Consider the following 16,986-nt stretch of genomic DNA (forward strand, 5'->3'; position numbering starts at 1 on the left):
GATCATGTTCTAATGAATATGGCTCCCCGGGACGGACTCGAACCGCCGACCAAGTGATTAACAGTCACCTGCTCTACCAACTGAGCTACCGAGGATCGCTTCGACAATAATACTGTTTTTATGGCTTAGAATCAAGAGGTAGTTTCATTATCTTCAGTAGATTCTGTAGGGTGTATAACTTCGTTGATACGCTTGATGGCTTCTTTTAATCGATCGTCGCTGCTAACAAAGCTAATTCTTAAATGTCCTTCAACTCCAAATACTGAACCAGGTAATACAGAAACTCCAGCTTTTTCTAGAATTAAGTCGACCAGCTCAAGATCACTTTTAAGCTCTAGACGCTTAATAATTTCAGTTACCTTAGGGAATAGATAGTATGCTCCTTGTGCAGGTTGCACCTCACAACCCTCAAGATTGGTTAAAAATTCAAACATAAAGTTGTGTCTCTTTTGGAATGTTTGCACCATTTTATCTATAGTAGAAAGGTTGCCATCCAGTGCTTCTAGTGCTGCATATTGTGTAATACTGCACGGACATGAGGTTGCTTGTGATTGAAACGACTTCATTTTTTGTATGAGATCAATAGGTCCTGCTGCATACCCCATTCGCCAACCGGTCATTGCGAAAGACTTAGAAATACCGTTAATGATGAGTGTCCGCTCTTTGAGTGAAGGGCAAACGTTTAATATGTTTGAGAATTCAGTCTCAGACCATTTTATATGCTCGTAGATGTCATCAGTAATAATTAGTATTTGGGGATGCTTAAGTAATATTTTTGATAGTTTCTTAAGCTCAGAAGCAGAATATATCTGACCCGACGGGTTATTGGGTGAGTTGATAATAACAATGCGAGTATTTTTTGTGATGGCTGCTTCTAATTGTTCTGGGAGTAGCTTAAATTTCTTTTCTAAACTGGTTTTTATAATAACGGGCTTAGCGCCTGTGAGTACAATGTTGTCATAGTATGAAGGCCAATAAGGTGCTGTTAATATAACTTCATCTCCTTTGTCTAATAAACACATCATAGCGTTATGAATGGATTGTTTGGCACCAGTGGAAACAATCACCTCATATGGATTATATTCTAAGTCATTTTCTTGCAGTAGTTTCTGACAAATAGCTTGCTTCAATTTAGCAATGCCATCAACAGGTGTGTATTTTGTTTTACCACTATCAATCGCTTCTATAGCTGCAGCTTTGATATGCAGAGGGGTATCAAAGTCATCGGTTTCACCGAGTGCAAGTGAAATAATATCTTGTCCGGCTTCTCTCATTCGGGTTACTTTGCTGGATTGAGAAAATATAGGGGAGGGGCGAAGCTCGGATCGCTTGGAAAATTTGATGTTCATTTAGATCTCCTTGGCATTACAGATAGCTGGCAATCACCCAGTTCTTGTGTCATCATGCTCACAACTTCTTTTCTATAGTAGTATGAGCACTAAGTCAAATTATTTCCGAATTAAATCAGAATTTCAACCCAGTGGTGGTCAGCCGGATGCAATTAATCAATTGTTGGATGGATTAGAGAAACACGATAAGCAAACTTTATTGGGTGTAACAGGGTCTGGTAAAACATTCACCATGGCGCATATAATTACAGAGTCTCAGCGACCCGCTTTAATTTTAGCGCCCAATAAAACACTCGCTGCTCAGCTATATGCAGAGATGAAAAACTTTTTCCCAGACAACCATGTTTCATGTTTTGTATCGTATTACGATTACTATCAGCCAGAGGCCTATGTGCCAGGTTCGGATACCTTTATTGAAAAAGATGCCAGTGTAAATGAGCAGATAGAGCAGCTCAGGTTGTTTGCAACAAACTCTATGCTTGAGCATAAAGATACGATCATAGTAGCAAGTGTGTCTGCGATTTATGGTTTGGGAGATCCTACAGCATACCGTTCGTTATCATTGGCGCTATCGGTAGGTGATAGAATTGAACAGAATGATTTGGTAAAGCGTTTGGCGGCAATGCAATATCGAAGAAATCAGGTTGCATTTGAGCGGGGGCTTTATCGAGTTCGAGGTGATGTGATTGATATTTATCCATCTGAAAGTGAAGTTCATGCGGTTCGTATTGAATTATTTGATGATGAGATTGAAGCGATCGAATGGTTTGATCCATTAACGGGTGCAGTTGAGCGTAGTGTGCAAGAGGTAACCATTTATCCTAAGTCCCATTATGTGAGTTTAAAAGAGCAATTGCCTAATGTCATTGCGATGATTAAGAATGATCTAACGGTTAGACTGGCAGAGCTTAAAGCTCAGGGTAAGTTAGTGGAAGAGCAGCGGCTTAAACAACGTACCATGCATGATATCGATATGTTAGAGGAGTTGGGTTACTGTCAGGGTATTGAGAATTACTCTCGCTATTTATCAGGTCGAGATGATGGGCAGCCACCGCCAACACTTATGGATTATTTGCCGCCTGAAACGTTACTCATTATTGATGAGTCGCATGTCATGCTCCCACAAGTTAGAGGGATGTATTTTGGAGACCGCTCAAGGAAGCGGACATTGGTTGACTATGGTTTTAGGCTACCATCTGCATTAGACAATCGTCCGCTACAGTTTTCAGAGTTTGAAGGTTTATCCTTTCAAACGGTGTATATTTCAGCAACACCAGGTGTTTATGAGTTAGAACAGTCTAAGCAAGTGGTTGAGATGGTTGTGCGTCCGACAGGGTTGCTTGATCCCAAGATTACTGTCAAGCCAGCAACAGGTCAGGTAGATGATGTTTTAGGAGAGATAAAAGAAGAGGTGGCTGCGAAAAATAGGGTGTTGATTACTACGCTTACAAAACGAATGGCAGAAGATTTAACATCTTATCTTGATGACCAAGGTATTCGCGTAAAGTATATGCATTCGTCAATAGATACAGTTGAGCGTGTTGAGATACTCAAAGGCTTGAGGCAAGGAGACTTTGATGTGTTGGTGGGGATTAACTTGCTTAGAGAGGGTCTTGATTTACCTGAGGTTGCATTAGTGGCAATACTGGACGCTGATAAAGAGGGCTTTTTAAGGTCAAAGTCCTCACTTATTCAAACGATTGGGAGAGCTGCTAGAAATTTGAATGGACGTGTGATTATGTATGCAGATAAAGTCACTAAATCGATGAAGTATGCAATCGATGAAACACATAGGCGCCGTAAAGTTCAAGATGACTTTAACAAAAAGCATGGAATTACACCTCAGTCGATTAAAAAAGCAGTACATGATTCATTAACTCAAAAGGAGGCGGAGGAGCGGCTTAAGAAAGAGCCTGAGTATGATCGTGCTACACTGGCTAAAATGATCAAAAGGATAGAGAAAGATATGCACAAAGCGGCAGAATCTTTTGAGTTTGAAAAAGCAGCTGAATTACGAGATCAGCTCATTAAGCTAAAAGATCAGTTATTAGATTCTTAAGCGCATTTATCAAGCTGTATTGAATGATAATAAGTGGATTGTTGGAGTGTATTAACAAAAATAAAAGAGCAGCATATGATTTATATGATGCTCTTTCAATGATTTGTTGGTTTTAGAATTGCGTAGTTTTAGCAAAATCTTCGTTTCCGAATGACTTTAGATGATCTGGGGCCGCAACTTCTTTTGGTGCTCTTGTTATGATTTTAAGTTGATGAGCCTTTACAGGATTCCAATTTGCTTTGAAGTCTTTGTGTGCGTTTGAAAATACACGTAGATCAAAGTGAATGAGGAGTGTCAATGCGTTAAGTAACTGTTTAATCACATAGGTGGTTAAAAGTAGCGCTTTCTTCCAAAAACCAGGTTTGGTGACGGTTTCTTTTGTTTCACAGAGTGGACCTTTACCTTCTTGATCCTTCCAAGTAACTTTTGGAGACTTTTTTATTAGAGCTTGCTTTATTCCATTATGAACTGCTCTGGAAGCCAAACGTTCTGCTATTGTTTCCACTGCAGCTTTCTTTGGGATTGCATAAAAAGATAGTTCGTGAGCATATTTGATGCTTTCAATCATATTAATTTTTTTCATGAGTTGTACAACAAACTTGAGACTTTCAGGTGTGAGGCTCGGAGACCTTGTTGTCTTTTCCTCAGCTAGATCTATTCGTGCGTAAGGCACAATCTGAAGATTTGCAAGTCTTGTCTTTTCCTCAGCTAGATCTTTTCTAATTTCTGATTTTTCTAAGAACTGTTTTAACATAATGGTTTCTCTATTTATTTTGACAGAATTATAAGGCAAAAGTGCGTGATTGTAAAGGAATAATTTGATTGTGAGTTTTTTTATTGCTTAGCTTGATTGTTGTTGCGTAAGAAATATTAGCATAGGATCCTGATGAAAAAAGCAGCACAGGGACTACGAGTGCTGCTTTTCAACGGCTCACTAGTTTGACCTAGTGATTGGCTTGTGTGTTTATGCTACTAATAGCTTCATCCACTTTTCTGATATTTTCCTTAAGGACCAGGGCTTGTGCTTTGATAACGTTGTTTAACTCCTGTGCATTAGCTGGTGTTGAGCCTTTGCTCGGCTTTTTGCTGTAGCTAGAAGCTTGATTCCAATTTGCTTTGAAGTCTTTGTGTGCGTTTGAAAATACACGTAGATCAAAGTGAATGAGGAGTGTCAATGCGTTAAGTAACTGTTTAATCACATAGGAGGTTAAAAGTAACGCTTTCTTCCAGAAACCAGGATTAACTTTAGCCTCAGGTGTTTCGTTCTTTTCAATTGTTTTTATTGGACAGAGAGGATCGTTGCCTTCTTGATCCTTCCTAGTAACTTTTTTAGACTTTTTCTTTTTCATTAGAGCTAGCTCTTTTCTTACTTTGCGATCTTTAAAGGCAGCTTGAATAGTAGTAGCTGCATTCTGGTATTCTTGTTTTTTTAGGAGAAAGCGATATAATTTGCCAGCAATTGATTGGCTATCATGGGTGCTTTCCGAGATGTGTTGCAGTAGTTCTTTAGAAGCTGCTTTTCTTTCTTCATCATTAAACTCTTGCGCTGCCTTTATAAACTTACCGTATATATCTGTGTGGCTTTCTACTTTGGCATCGTAAAGCTTTTTTAGTTTACTAATTTTTTTTTTTGCTAATAACTGTTTTAACATAATGGTTTCTCTATTCATTTTGACAGCATTATAAGGCAAAAGTGCATGATTGTAAAGGAATAATTTGATTGTAAGTTTTTTTATTGCTTTGGGTAGTTAGTTCCGTAGGTTTAAAACCAATCTCAGGATAGTATTTAATACACTTTTCTGTTAAAATGCATTTATTTTCAAAGTATAAGTATGAATGAATTAGTTTTTTTAGCACACATTGCATGGGTTAGCTTAGCCTCATATTGGTCTCGGTCGCAGTCTTATGCTGCTATGGTCATGTTAATGGTTGCATTTAGTCTTTTAGGCAACTTGATGGTCTTTAAGCAAATGCTGTTATTTGGATTAACAGTTACGACTGCAGATGTTTATACGGTAGGGGTAATTTTGGTATTAAACTTCATCAGGGAGCAGTTTGATGATCAGCATGTTTATCAAGCAATGAAATATTCTTTTATAGCCTTAGCGCTATTATCTTTAGCAGCATATACCCAGTTAGCGTATCAAGCCGTTGATGGTGATGTTTTTCAAGCATCCTATCAAGTCTTATTGGAAAAGATGCCAGGTTTGGTTTTAAAATCAGCCTGTGTTTACTGGGTTGTTCAGTATATTGATAATAAGTTTTTTGTTTGGTTGAGTGATGTATTTAACCAAAACTATTTATTAGCTAGAATTACGTTGTCACTTATTTTTTCACAGTTCTTAGATACCTGGTTATTTAGTGTATGGGCTTTAGAAGACATTGCTTATTCTCTATGGGATATTATACTATTCTCATCTATGGTGAAAATTATTTGCTCATTACTGATGATGTCTAATACTTGGCTATATGCAACCCTTTCAAAATGCTTAGGAAGAGATAATGTTTGAATTTGAATTGATTCATCAATCCAAAAAATCTAAAGCGCGTGTTGGACGTATTCATACGCCTAATGGGTCTTTTATGACGCCTGCATTTGTAGCAGTTGGAACCAATGGAACGTTAAAGTCGGTTGATCATGTTCAAATTAGTGATTTAAATTTACCCCTTGTTTTTGCAAATACCTATCATTTATTGCTGCATCCTGGACCTGAGGTGGTACAAAAAGCAGGAGGATTGCATCAATTTAGTGGGCGTAAAGGGCCAATTATTACAGACTCTGGTGGATTTCAGGTGTTTTCACTTGCTTATGGATCTGTTGCTGATGAGATCAAAGGTAAGGGGCGAAAAAAGCATGGCAATAGTGTTTTAAAAATAAACGAAGAGGGGGTTATCTTCAGGTCTTACCGTGATGGATCGGCTGTACATTTGACGCCAGAATCCACCGTTAATGTTCAAAAAAAGCTCGGGGCAGATATTATTATTCCACTCGATGAGTTACCTCCTTATCATATGGGAGAGCGGGCACTTGTTAAAGCATTAGAGCGTACACATCGTTGGGAAAAACGTTCACTGGATACGCATCTAGCAAACCCAAAAAATCAGGCGATGTATGCTGTTTGTCATGGTGGGTTGTCTAAAGAACTTAGGGAGAAAAGTGCACGCTATTTAGATAGCTTACCTTTTAATGGATTTGGGATCGGTGGTAGCTTGGGTAAAAATACTGAAGATTTATGCCGAGTGTTAGACTATACCGTGGGATTTTTGAGTCCAGATCGCCCGAGACATTTATTGGGGATCGGTGATACACCATCGATCGATGCAACGGTTTCTTATGGTATTGATACTTTTGATAGTTCATATCCGACTAAAGCTGCTAGGCATGCCGTTGCACTCACAGCAAATGGACCGGTTCGTTTGCGTCAAACGGCTCATAGAGAATCATTTGTTCCTATTGAAAAGGGTTGTCCTTGTTATACCTGCAAGCACTATACGCGTTCTTGGCTGCATCACTTATTTAAAGCACATGAGGCTTCTGCGCATACATTAACAACGATTCATAACTTAAGTTATATGATGCGTCATATGAATACGATTCAGCAGCATATTTTGGAAGATAGAATTTAGGAGTCATTACTGTGTCTGATTTGATTGAAGAAATGGTAAAGGTTGAAGCAGATGCTCGCTCATTTGGTTTTTCATACCCTGATTATAAAGAAATTATTAAACAGATTCAGAGTGAATGTGCTGAGGTAGCTGCTTCTATTGAACAGGGGGAGTCTCTTGCAAGACAGCAAGAGGAAATTGGGGACTTAATTCATGCAGTTATCGCTCTGTGTTACCATCAAGGATTTGACGTAGCGCAAACCATGGAGCAGGCTACCCATAAGTTCTCAAACAGAATGACGGCTTTAAAGCAAGTAGCAAAAAAAAGAGGGCTAAGCAACTTAGAGCATCTATCGCTAAGTGAGTTGTTGGAGTTATGGCAAGAAGCTAAGACTAGCTCAAATTAATTAGCTTTAGGTTTTAACGCCCGTATCGCTTGTATTGATTTTAATTGAGGTAGTTACTTTAAATTCTTTATAAAGTCTTCTTTGCATTTGCACAAGTATGGGTTTATCGGTAATCTGAATGTTGTAATCAGTCAATACAGGGAAGTAAGATGGATCATTTATTTTTAACTCAGTTTCAGCAATGTGTTGCTACTATAAATAATATACTTGATGATTCTGACCAGGGTAGCGAGCAACGGAAAAAAAGTATTGCGGCTAACGAAGGATTAATTCAGGAAGAAATAAAAGCCTTGCATGAATTGGATCAAAAAAGTTGGAAGTCTTGGTTTTGTTATTTGGTCTTGCTTAAACCAAAATTAATTCATGAGCTGAGCCTTTCAATGTTGGCTTTAATTGACTATCGGGCGACATTCTCTGAGTTACCAGCCGATACTGATTCTGGTCTAGGTGTATTAGATCCTGTTCTAAATGATAGGGTGGGAAAACAGTGCCATAGGCATATGCAATGTTTTATGGATGTCATTCATGGATATGTAAAACCCCATGTATCCAGAGGCTTGGGTGAAGAGGTTACTTGTTCAGGATTATTAGAGAGCATGCATAATCATATGGGTGATATTTTTGAGAAGGAAAAAGCTAAATCTATGCGTGTGCATATTATCATTCAGATAGTGGCTTTAACCTTTGCTGTGGCTGGATTATCGGTGATGGGCTCATTATACTTTTTGCATGCTAAGTATTTTGCAGAGTACTTTATTGCGTGCTTGAGTGTTGTTGCTGTTTCATTATTAACCATGACTATAGATTATTTTTGTATTTATAAGCGTGTTAAAAAAGATTTTAACATTATGGAGGGAGCTAGCCGTGTGCGAGCGCCGTCAGAAAGTTCTCAAGATGGTTTTGATGAAGTTTCATTATTTGATGGGGCTAATTTGCCAGGTAATAATGCGGTATTACAGGCTCATCGTTTCTAAAGGGATTGGCATTCAGGGCAGTAAAATGTGGAACGGCCCGATAACTTTAGGTTGATGATTGGGGTTGTGCATTTTAAGCAAGGTTGACCTTCACGCCCATAGACATAAAGCCGTTGCTGGAAATACCCCATGGTATCACTTGCTGTGCGATAATCTTTTAGTGTGGTTCCCCCTTGTTGAATAGCTTGATCTAATACTTGTTTGATGCAAGTGACCAGTTGTTTACACTGTTCTTTTGAAAGAGAGTGAGCAGGCAAATCAGGCTTTATATGAGCATGAAATAATGCTTCACATACATAGATGTTGCCAACGCCAACAACACATCTTTGATCCATGATTAGGTTTTTAATTGGAGTCGTTTTCTTGTGGGTGTAGTTTTTTAAATATTCAGCATTAAATGCTTTAGAGAGTGGTTCAATGCCATAGTGTGCGAGTAAGTCAGTTGTACAGGTATGCCAAGAAACCATGCCAAAGCGCCTTGGATCATTGTATACCAATAGCTTATCAGCTAGGTGGAAGATAACATGGTCATGTTTAATCGGTTGGTAATTAAGTTCTTGGAGGGTTAATTTACCACTCATGCCTAAATGGATGATCAAATCTACATGGGTTTTAATCACTATAAACTTAGCACGCCGCGTGATACTGATGATTTTAGCACCACTAAGCTCGGAGGCTAAATCTTTTTGCAGGGGTTTTCTTAACTTAGGGAAATTAACAGTAACATCGGTGATCGTTGACCCAACAATGGGTTGTATTCCGCTAACAACAGTTTGTACTTCAGGTAATTCAGGCATCATATCATTTATAAAAAGTATCTTTATTATAGTCTGTTATGGGTAAATTGAAATGGCTGTGCGTATCTTTTAATCTTTTGAGCTCGCTCACATTGCAATATTTGTGAGAACATGATTTATTAATCCAAGGTAGTAGGATAGGCAGATGGATCACAAAGTATTACATATTATATTATGGGATCAGTTGACTCAGCACAACGCTGCGTTAGCTAACTTTAATAAAGATTCTGATCATATTCTGATGTGTGAGTCTTTAGAGGAGCTTACTTACGTTAAGCATCATAAAAAAAAGTTGGTTTTTTTAATCTCTGCTATGCGTCATTTTGCGCAGCATCTACAAGATACTAAGTACCCGATGACATACATTCATTTGGATGATCAGGATCACTTAGGCTCATATAGTGCTCATATTCAGCAACTTGTGGGTGCACATAATTTTACAAAAATAAAGATCATGCAACCCAGTGATTATTTTCAAAAGGAGATGGTTGAGCAATGGGAAAGAGAGTTAAATATTCCTATTGAACAGGTCGAGGATAATCGATTTTTGTGTACGCGGGCTTCATTTGCTCACTGGGCATCAAATCGAAAGCAACTTAGAATGGAATACTTTTACCGGGAAATGCGTAAGCGGTATAAAATTTTGATGGATGGTGATCAACCAGAGGGGGGAAAGTGGAACTATGATGCTGAAAATAGAAAGCCACCTAAAGATGGGTTATTGGTTCCTAAGCCATACCATGGAGTAGTTGACGTTATTACCAATGAGGTTATGCGGTTGGTTGAAGCTAGGTTTTCGGATCATTTTGGAGACTTATTACCTTTTTATTTTGCGGTGACTCGCACACAGGCGTTATCAGTATTAAATAAGTTTATTAAAGAGCGTTTATCGGTGTTTGGGGATTATCAAGATGCGATGATAGAAGGAGAGCCTTGGATGTATCATGCACATATTGGCTTCTATTTGAACTGTGGGCTTCTGGATCCTTTAGAGTGTATCAAAGCGGCTGAGAAGGCTTATTACTCAGGCAACGCACCATTGAATGCGGTTGAGGGTTTTATTCGTCAGGTTCTGGGATGGCGAGAGTATATATGTGGTATTTATTGGTTAAAAATGCCTGAGTATAAACAGCTAAATTATTTTAAAGCAAAAAGGTCTTTGCCAGAGTTTTACTGGACTGCAAATACTAAAATGAACTGTTTAAAGCAGTGTGTCACTGAAACCAAGCAGCATGCTTATGCACATCATATCCAAAGGTTGATGGTTCTGGGTAATTTTGCATTGATTGCTGGTATAAACCCGGATGAGGTTAACGAGTGGTATCACATTGTCTATGCTGATGCTCATGAGTGGGTTGAGCTACCAAATGTGTCAGGGATGGTATTATTTGCCGATGGGGGTTACCTTGCGAGCAAGCCTTATGCTGCAGGGGGAAGTTATATCAATAAAATGTCTAATTATTGTAAAGGCTGTACCTATTCACCAACTAAAAAAAACGGGGAGGGTGCATGTCCCTTTAATTACTTGTATTGGGATTTCTTAGTGCGTAATCGTGAAAAGTTAGCAGACAATCATCGTATTGGAATGATGTATCGTACTTACGATAGAATGGATGATGAGAAAAAAGAAGCCATTGCTCAGGATAGTATTAAGTTTTTAAAGGGGATTGAATGAAAAAGAAGGATCAGTTGCCGACTAAAATTTGTCCAGTTTGTAAGCGCCCCTTTGTTTGGAGGAAGAAGTGGGCGCGTGACTGGGATCAGGTTAAGTATTGTTCCAAGCGATGTGCACGGTTGGCTAAGTCGCTTGACTAGAGAACTACCTATCCAATTATTAGGCTTGTAATAGGGTTGATAGGATTTTCCTTATTGCTTGGTTGGTATTGATTATTTAGTTCAATAGCTCGGTATATTATTTTAATACACTAAAGCATACATTATCTTGATTCATATAGGGGTATGGTGTGCTGGTAGCACTTTTTATATATCTACTGACAGTTATGCTTGGGGCTATCTCACTCTATTTAATAGTTATGCTTGTTCCTTTTTTTTCTATCAAATACTCTAGCCATTAAGTCTAGAATGCCGTGAAAAAGATATATATATCAGTCATTAATTAGGTTTCTTGACACAAGGGGCGATGATGCAATATAATTTTAAATAATCAATAAGGATATTAAGAGTGATTTTAGGAAGTATTATAATTGGAAGTGGAGCATTCTATGCTGGGTATTGCATACAGCAAAATCTCTCCGACTATGCTACCATGTCTGTTGGCAACTCACCTGACCCAAACCGTAGATTAGGTAGCTTAATTGCTGTTATGACGGTCTTTAAACTGATGTTTGGTGGACTGATTTGGGTTTATATGCTTCCGATACTTTGTATTGTGGGTATGGTTACTTTACATAGCTATATGAGCTATGGGAAAACACCTGACATACTGATGACAATCTATAACATTGTCGAAAGATTTCAAATTAAATTGCTATCCTTTCTTATGGCGCTAGTTACATACAACCTTAGGGTTAAAAAGTTATCTGCAGCGGTAGACTATACACACTGGGAAGGTGTACAAAGTAAATACCCGAGAATTAAAAAAGGACTAGGTGTATTTTTGAACCACTTGCACTGGATTTGGTATATAATTCTTGTAGTTGCTTTGGCCCAATGTATTGTGGCTAATATAGTAAGCGTACAGCTGATTACGTTCTTTAGTGCGATATTTCTCTTTGAGTTGAGCGCACATCCAGGACTGCTTGGTGACTATACCAGAAGTGGGCTTGCTCAGATGAGCATCTTAGCCAACAGCATTGGGTTTCCCATCCTGGCATTGGTTAACTATGCCCTCAATGACAAGCTACCTAATATTAGTGCTTTCCTGCAATCTATTATCAAGGCGTTTGCCATACCTTCTTTTAATTTTTTAGAAAAAGTTGATGCATTCTCCTCACGTAAAACCAAAAATGCTGAAAGCAAAAGCTCATCTATTTCTGAGGCCCTATCCTCAATCCATGAAATCAAAAATAAAGCCAGTCAAGATACAGCACCATTCACTCAGCATAAAACATTCACCCAGAAAGCTTATGATAAATTTGCTAAAAAATCACCTAGAGCAGCTAATTTTCTTCAGAAAAAAAAACTCATCTTTGCCGTGGCTTTTGGCGCTTCTATTCTTTATATACCATTGATATCAGCAGGCTTGTTGCTTAGTTGTTTTATTTTTAAAGAAATTTTAAACAAAGCACTCTCAAGCACTCCGCTCTTTAGTAGACAACAGCAAGATCCGCGTACTTACTTCAATCAACCCACTGGCTATACCAATCAACATGATCAAAAAAACTATGCCTGGAATCTTGATAAGCTTCGAAAAGTTGCTAAAACAACCATGGATAGAACTAGATTTCCAGAAATTAGTCAAATGAGTCAGAATGAACTTTGTAAAGTTATTGATGAAGACCTCACCCGATATGTAGATCCTAATAATAGTTATTACCTGGGTAAAACTGAAGATGCAATAAAGGATGATTTAATATCAATATCTCAAAATTTACATCAATTAAAAAAAGGCAACCGAGGGGTGAAAGGTAGTCAATTACCAGTTAGAATCATTAAAGATGTTTTTTCTCGTATTGATGATGTCGATACGATCAGCAAAGCTCACCAAAATGTACTCAAAGCAATTGCAACACTCTTAAAGGAACCAACATGCAGTGCTGGGCTTGACCATCACTATAATGCAATACAAAGAGTATGTGCCAGTATAGACCCAAATGATGCCCGCCAACAGCATTTTGAGTTTGCTGCTGAAAGTTACCTAGCAACCTATTGGGCAAATGAAAACCATGCTATTAGTTATTTTTCAGCAGAATCTAATAAGACATATAGTGCAGAAAGACGTCGCTGGCGTGGTGTAATGCGTGCGGTAATCGGTATCAACTATAACAACCAGGATGTACATGGGTCTAATGAGTTTCACCTGATGTCTGCTAGGAAGCTACCTTCTACTAGAACACTGCTTGCAACAAATGAGATTTGCTCCACAGACAGTGAACTTATCTCAAACTTAGCAAATGCTCTGAGTGTTCCAGTCTTAGATCATGCATATGACAATGATTGGCGTAAACTATATGAGCACATTGATCCTACTTATCTATATCACTATTTCCTCAAGCTGAAAAAAGGTCCTATAGATATTTCAGATTTTGAAGCAATACAATTTTTAGACACGAATCGTAGTTTACCATTCCACCCCCCTGAGTTCTTAAATGAACTGGTACAAAATAGCTTGATCAATGCTGCACTGAAAAAGCTGGGATATGACGGCACTGGCAAAGCACCGACTCCTGATGAAGTACGCAACTATTTAAAAGAACATCTGCCCAATTTCCAGCCAGTATGCTGCCTTACCGATGAGAGTATTATAGAAAGTATTAAGCTTGTGTCAGAAAATTATGAGGAATATCAAAAGGAAAGCCTTGATAATGCGTTCTTTCATTGCATAAAAGAGTATGTAGAACAAGCAAGTCTTGATGATGCGTTATTCACGCATATCATGCTAGAAGCTCAGCTCATCGTACCTATAGAGAACGTAAAAGAATTTAAAGGCTCTAGCTTCTTACAAGGTTTGTTACAATGCATAAAGCTACTTCCCCGCATCATACTTGATTTACCAACCATTATATATAATACGATCAAGCTAAGTGCTTATCTGAGTTATGATCTCATCTGCCTACCAGTGAGCTCTGCTAAGCTTGCATATCAATCCTTCAAGCCTAGAAAACAGCCTAAGCCTGCTAAATCTGAATCTGGGAAAACAACTAAGACTGTATTTGCAGCCTAATCCATTGATGAGTATGCGTAGGGAAGCATTTAAGCTAAGTTAGTCTTATCCATATCGAGTTTGTTATGTCTACAAGTGCAGACCCATCATTATTAATTGCCGCCATAACCACATCTTCATCAGCCCTCAGTAAGTCAGATGCAAACTCAAGTGCAGACCCATCATTATTAATTGCCGCCATAACCACATCTTTATCAGCCCTCAGTAAGTCAGATGCAAACTCAAGTGCAGACCCATCATTATTAATTGCCGCCATAACCACATCTTTATCAGCCCTCAGTGAGTCGGATGCAAACCTAAGTGCAGACCCTTCATTTTTAATTGCCGCCATGACCACCTCTTTATCATCCCTCAGTGCGTTAGATGCAAACTTAAGCGAGTAGCTACTATACGCTAGTGCAGCGATCACAATTCCCTTATCTCCTTGAAGCTCATTAGATACAAATTCTAGGAAACCTAAAGCACTTCTGTCATGTATTAGCTCAGACATGACAAAATCACGGTCTGTGTTGAGTTTTGCTGTTTTTTTATCTGATAAACGAAGATTATGTCTTTGAGACATTAATAATAAATTGAAAATATTGCGATAATTTGGTGAAAATGATTTCACTGAGCTTTTACCATACAGCTCAAACGCTAGTATTTTATCCGCAACGGCTGAAAGCATTGACGGTATTGTCGTCCCAGTCCCCGCCTTTTTTATAAGACTCTCAAAATAAACTTTATCAAACTGTGCGTACCTCAGTATTGTTTTTAGCAAATCAATTCGATTGCTGGCATTCTCTAGGTATTTGCGAAGATCACTTTCCTTATAAAAGCAGAAATCAAGGGCCCTAGATAAAGGTATTTTCTTTAATAATGTTTGCACGCTGATGGCTAAATTATGAATACCTTCTCTGGATATAGGTATTTTCTTTAACCCTTTTTTCACGCTGATGGTGGGCCGTTCCAAACCCCCTATATAAACGCATTTCTTAATAAGAATGGTATAAAATTCCCGGTTATCCCAATATGTTCTAATAAGAGCTCTCTCTCGTGTTTCCTTTTCCTCATTATATAATGCCAGAAATCTCTCAACTGCTGTGGCCACATCCCCTTCAGATATGCGAATATCTAGCTGCGATCTCAGTGGAAAAATTGGCGCTGGATAAACACTTGCTTGTAGCGCAAATATACAGCATATATCATTTATATTACTAGATATTATTTTGTGCATCAGCTCAGGATCGCTGGCATTTTCTATCTCTATCTGCAGTCTATCCTTTAGCGATCCTAATGAGACTCTTATATTGACAGCTGCATATTTTATAAAAGATATTCGGTGAAGAAGGCACCGTTGCATTCCCTTTTCGGTCGTCTCAAATTCCACCAATAAATTTACATTACATACATAAGGAGAAATCGAATAAGTTGAATCAAGCTCTTGAAATAGTGAGGGCATGATGTCTGATATTGCTATATTAAGATCATCCATAAACCTTTTTTTAAAATTGCGACTAAATACCCCACCGGCCATAATGATTAGTTCGCCAATAAGCATCAATTCTCTTTTTTCCGCTGCATCTAAAAGGCTTTCCCCGGCGGCACGGCCATCCCATGCCGAAGATTCAATACACTTAATAATGGCCATTAGTAATCTAGTATTACTCATTATTGCAGTAAAAATTTGTTCTAAAGCGGATTTATCTTGACAAAGAAGAATTGTGAAATCGCCACCTGCCTCAATCAGCGCCGCTATAACCCCCATGTGCCCCATTGTTGCAGCGATAAAGAGCGGGCTTATGCCACTTCCAGTCGCTTGATTAACATCAACACCTGCAGCAATTAGTGCATCAACAGCCTCTATGTTACCATGTAGTGCAGCCATATATAGTGGGGTTATGCCATTATTTGTAGTCGCTTGATTAATATCAAAACCTGCAGCAGAAAGGACACTAACAATATTTGCATGTCCCTTTTTTGCAGCGACTAAGAGCGGGGTGCTACCATCATCTGTGGCAGCATGATTAACATCAGCACCTTCAGAAAGAAGTGCATGAACAACATTTAGGCGTCCTTGTAGTGCAGCAGCTAATAGCGGGGTTTCACCATTATCCATAGCCTGATTGATTTTAGCACCTGCAGAAAGAAGTGCATTAACAACATTTAAATGTCCATTTAGTGCAGCGTCAAAGAGTGGGGTTTGGCCATTACTCATAGCCTGATTAACATCAGCATCTGCAGAAAGAAGTGCATGAACAACATTTAGGCGTCCTTGTTGTGCAGCGATAAAGAGTGGGGTTGAGCCATCATCCCTAGCCTGATGAACAATGGCATCTGCAGCAAGAAGTGTCTTAACAACCTCAAGGTGTCCTTGTCCTGCAGCGATAAAGAGTGGGGCCATAGCCTGATTGATTTTAGCATCTGCAGCAAGAAGTGCCTCTACAGTATCTGCGTGTCCGTTTTGTGCAGCGACATAGAGAGGGGTTGCGCCAACAATATTAGCCTGATTAACAGAAGCACCTGCAGTAAGAAGTGCATTAACAACATCAAAGTGTCCATTGGCTGCAGCTATATAGAGTGGGGTTATGCCACTAATCACAGCCTGATTAACAGAAGCACCTGCAGTAAGCAGCGTCGCCACAACCTCAAGCTGTCCTTGTTGTGCAGCGATAAATAAACTATTCATTATGATATTAGATTATATTATTGATTATGAACTACTTTATCACAGCTGTTGCCATTTTGCAAATAATACAACATCAATGCTGTAGTGAGCCACAGGATCAACATACTCCCAACAACAAATATCTTTCATAACCGCTTATAAGACCAATCATTGCAATATAGGTGCTTAAATTAGGATCATTAGGCCTAAGAAAGTTACTTCAATCAACAAAACATAAACAGACAATTAAATACTATATTACTATAGATAACCTAGATGCTACTCGTGTGCAAACCCTCTCAGG

General features: G+C 38.6%; 13 protein-coding genes and 1 tRNA gene. 8 read left to right on the forward strand and 6 right to left on the reverse strand.

Annotated elements, in window-relative coordinates; genetic code table 11:
* Positions 1-19: 19 nt before the first annotated feature.
* Together MMH89_RS01645 and MMH89_RS01650 are read right to left on the reverse strand one after the other, a co-directional pair.
* A tRNA-Asn gene (locus tag MMH89_RS01645) sits at positions 20-95 on the reverse strand.
* A gap of 36 nt (positions 96-131) precedes the next feature.
* Complete coding sequence (locus tag MMH89_RS01650) at positions 132-1,349, reverse strand: pyridoxal phosphate-dependent aminotransferase (protein WP_258568642.1); 1,218 nt, start codon at positions 1,347-1,349, stop codon at positions 132-134.
* Between the two features lie 82 nt (positions 1,350-1,431).
* On the opposite strand from MMH89_RS01650, the gene uvrB reads away from it, so the two are divergent.
* Positions 1,432-3,408, forward strand: coding sequence for an excinuclease ABC subunit UvrB (uvrB, locus tag MMH89_RS01655; protein ID WP_258568643.1), 1,977 nt, complete (start codon positions 1,432-1,434; stop codon positions 3,406-3,408).
* A gap of 112 nt (positions 3,409-3,520) precedes the next feature.
* On the opposite strand, the gene MMH89_RS01660 is transcribed toward uvrB, so the two are convergent.
* Together MMH89_RS01660 and MMH89_RS01665 are read right to left on the reverse strand one after the other, a co-directional pair.
* Complete coding sequence (locus MMH89_RS01660) at positions 3,521-4,162, reverse strand: hypothetical protein (protein WP_258568644.1); 642 nt, start codon at positions 4,160-4,162, stop codon at positions 3,521-3,523.
* 190 nt (positions 4,163-4,352) lie between these two features.
* A complete protein-coding gene (locus tag MMH89_RS01665; protein WP_258568645.1) occupies positions 4,353-5,060 on the reverse strand; it encodes a hypothetical protein in 708 nt (235 codons plus the stop codon).
* Between the two features lie 180 nt (positions 5,061-5,240).
* On the opposite strand from MMH89_RS01665, the gene MMH89_RS01670 reads away from it, so the two are divergent.
* The 4 genes from MMH89_RS01670 (at position 5,241) to MMH89_RS01685 (ending at position 8,395) form a co-directional block, all read left to right on the forward strand.
* The gene (locus MMH89_RS01670) at positions 5,241-5,918 is read left to right on the forward strand and encodes a queuosine precursor transporter (protein WP_258568646.1); all 678 of its coding nucleotides are present in this window, start codon (positions 5,241-5,243) and stop codon (positions 5,916-5,918) included.
* Positions 5,908-7,035, forward strand: a complete 1,128-nt coding sequence (tgt, locus tag MMH89_RS01675) for a tRNA guanosine(34) transglycosylase Tgt (RefSeq protein ID WP_258568788.1) — start codon at positions 5,908-5,910, stop codon at positions 7,033-7,035. Before MMH89_RS01670 ends, tgt begins: the two co-directional genes overlap by 11 nt.
* Before the next feature lie 11 nt (positions 7,036-7,046).
* Positions 7,047-7,421: a MazG nucleotide pyrophosphohydrolase domain-containing protein gene (locus tag MMH89_RS01680; RefSeq protein WP_258568647.1), complete on the forward strand. Its 375-nt coding sequence runs from the start codon at positions 7,047-7,049 to the stop codon at positions 7,419-7,421.
* Between the two features lie 149 nt (positions 7,422-7,570).
* Complete coding sequence (locus MMH89_RS01685) at positions 7,571-8,395, forward strand: hypothetical protein (RefSeq protein ID WP_258568648.1); 825 nt, start codon at positions 7,571-7,573, stop codon at positions 8,393-8,395.
* Here MMH89_RS01685 and mutM read toward each other — a convergent pair.
* Positions 8,392-9,192 carry a bifunctional DNA-formamidopyrimidine glycosylase/DNA-(apurinic or apyrimidinic site) lyase gene (mutM, locus tag MMH89_RS01690; RefSeq protein WP_258568649.1) on the reverse strand — a complete coding sequence of 267 codons (801 nt, stop codon included), beginning with the start codon at positions 9,190-9,192 and terminating at the stop codon, positions 8,392-8,394. The genes MMH89_RS01685 and mutM overlap by 4 nt on opposite strands.
* Before the next feature lie 145 nt (positions 9,193-9,337).
* Between mutM and MMH89_RS01695 the strand changes: the two genes are divergently transcribed.
* From MMH89_RS01695 to MMH89_RS01705, 3 genes are all read left to right on the forward strand, one after another.
* The gene (locus tag MMH89_RS01695) at positions 9,338-10,867 is read left to right on the forward strand and encodes a cryptochrome/photolyase family protein (RefSeq protein WP_258568650.1); all 1,530 of its coding nucleotides are present in this window, start codon (positions 9,338-9,340) and stop codon (positions 10,865-10,867) included.
* Positions 10,864-11,007, forward strand: a complete 144-nt coding sequence (locus tag MMH89_RS01700; protein WP_258568651.1) for a DUF2256 domain-containing protein — start codon at positions 10,864-10,866, stop codon at positions 11,005-11,007. The genes MMH89_RS01695 and MMH89_RS01700 overlap by 4 nt, the downstream gene beginning before the upstream one ends.
* A gap of 367 nt (positions 11,008-11,374) precedes the next feature.
* Positions 11,375-14,035, forward strand: coding sequence for a hypothetical protein (locus tag MMH89_RS01705; RefSeq protein ID WP_258568652.1), 2,661 nt, complete (start codon positions 11,375-11,377; stop codon positions 14,033-14,035).
* Between the two features lie 34 nt (positions 14,036-14,069).
* On the opposite strand, the gene MMH89_RS01710 is transcribed toward MMH89_RS01705, so the two are convergent.
* Entirely contained in the window at positions 14,070-16,703 is a 2,634-nt protein-coding gene (locus MMH89_RS01710; RefSeq protein ID WP_258568653.1) for an ankyrin repeat domain-containing protein, read from the reverse strand.
* Between the last annotated feature and the right edge of the window lie 283 nt (positions 16,704-16,986).

This window comes from Candidatus Comchoanobacter bicostacola (assembly GCF_024172705.1).
Classification (GTDB): domain Bacteria; phylum Pseudomonadota; class Gammaproteobacteria; order Comchoanobacterales; family Comchoanobacteraceae; genus Comchoanobacter; species Comchoanobacter bicostacola.

Coding starts and splice junctions, on each gene's coding strand:
- MMH89_RS01650 (WP_258568642.1), bottom strand. CDS start 1,349: ATGAACATCAAATTTTCCAAGCGATCCGAGCTTCGCCCCTCCCCTATA.
- uvrB (WP_258568643.1), top strand. CDS start 1,432: ATGAGCACTAAGTCAAATTATTTCCGAATTAAATCAGAATTTCAACCC.
- MMH89_RS01660 (WP_258568644.1), bottom strand. CDS start 4,162: ATGTTAAAACAGTTCTTAGAAAAATCAGAAATTAGAAAAGATCTAGCT.
- MMH89_RS01665 (WP_258568645.1), bottom strand. CDS start 5,060: ATGTTAAAACAGTTATTAGCAAAAAAAAAAATTAGTAAACTAAAAAAG.
- MMH89_RS01670 (WP_258568646.1), top strand. CDS start 5,241: ATGAATGAATTAGTTTTTTTAGCACACATTGCATGGGTTAGCTTAGCC.
- MMH89_RS01685 (WP_258568648.1), top strand. CDS start 7,571: ATGGATCATTTATTTTTAACTCAGTTTCAGCAATGTGTTGCTACTATA.
- mutM (WP_258568649.1), bottom strand. CDS start 9,192: ATGCCTGAATTACCTGAAGTACAAACTGTTGTTAGCGGAATACAACCC.
- MMH89_RS01695 (WP_258568650.1), top strand. CDS start 9,338: ATGGATCACAAAGTATTACATATTATATTATGGGATCAGTTGACTCAG.
- MMH89_RS01700 (WP_258568651.1), top strand. CDS start 10,864: ATGAAAAAGAAGGATCAGTTGCCGACTAAAATTTGTCCAGTTTGTAAG.
- MMH89_RS01710 (WP_258568653.1), bottom strand. CDS start 16,703: ATGAATAGTTTATTTATCGCTGCACAACAAGGACAGCTTGAGGTTGTG.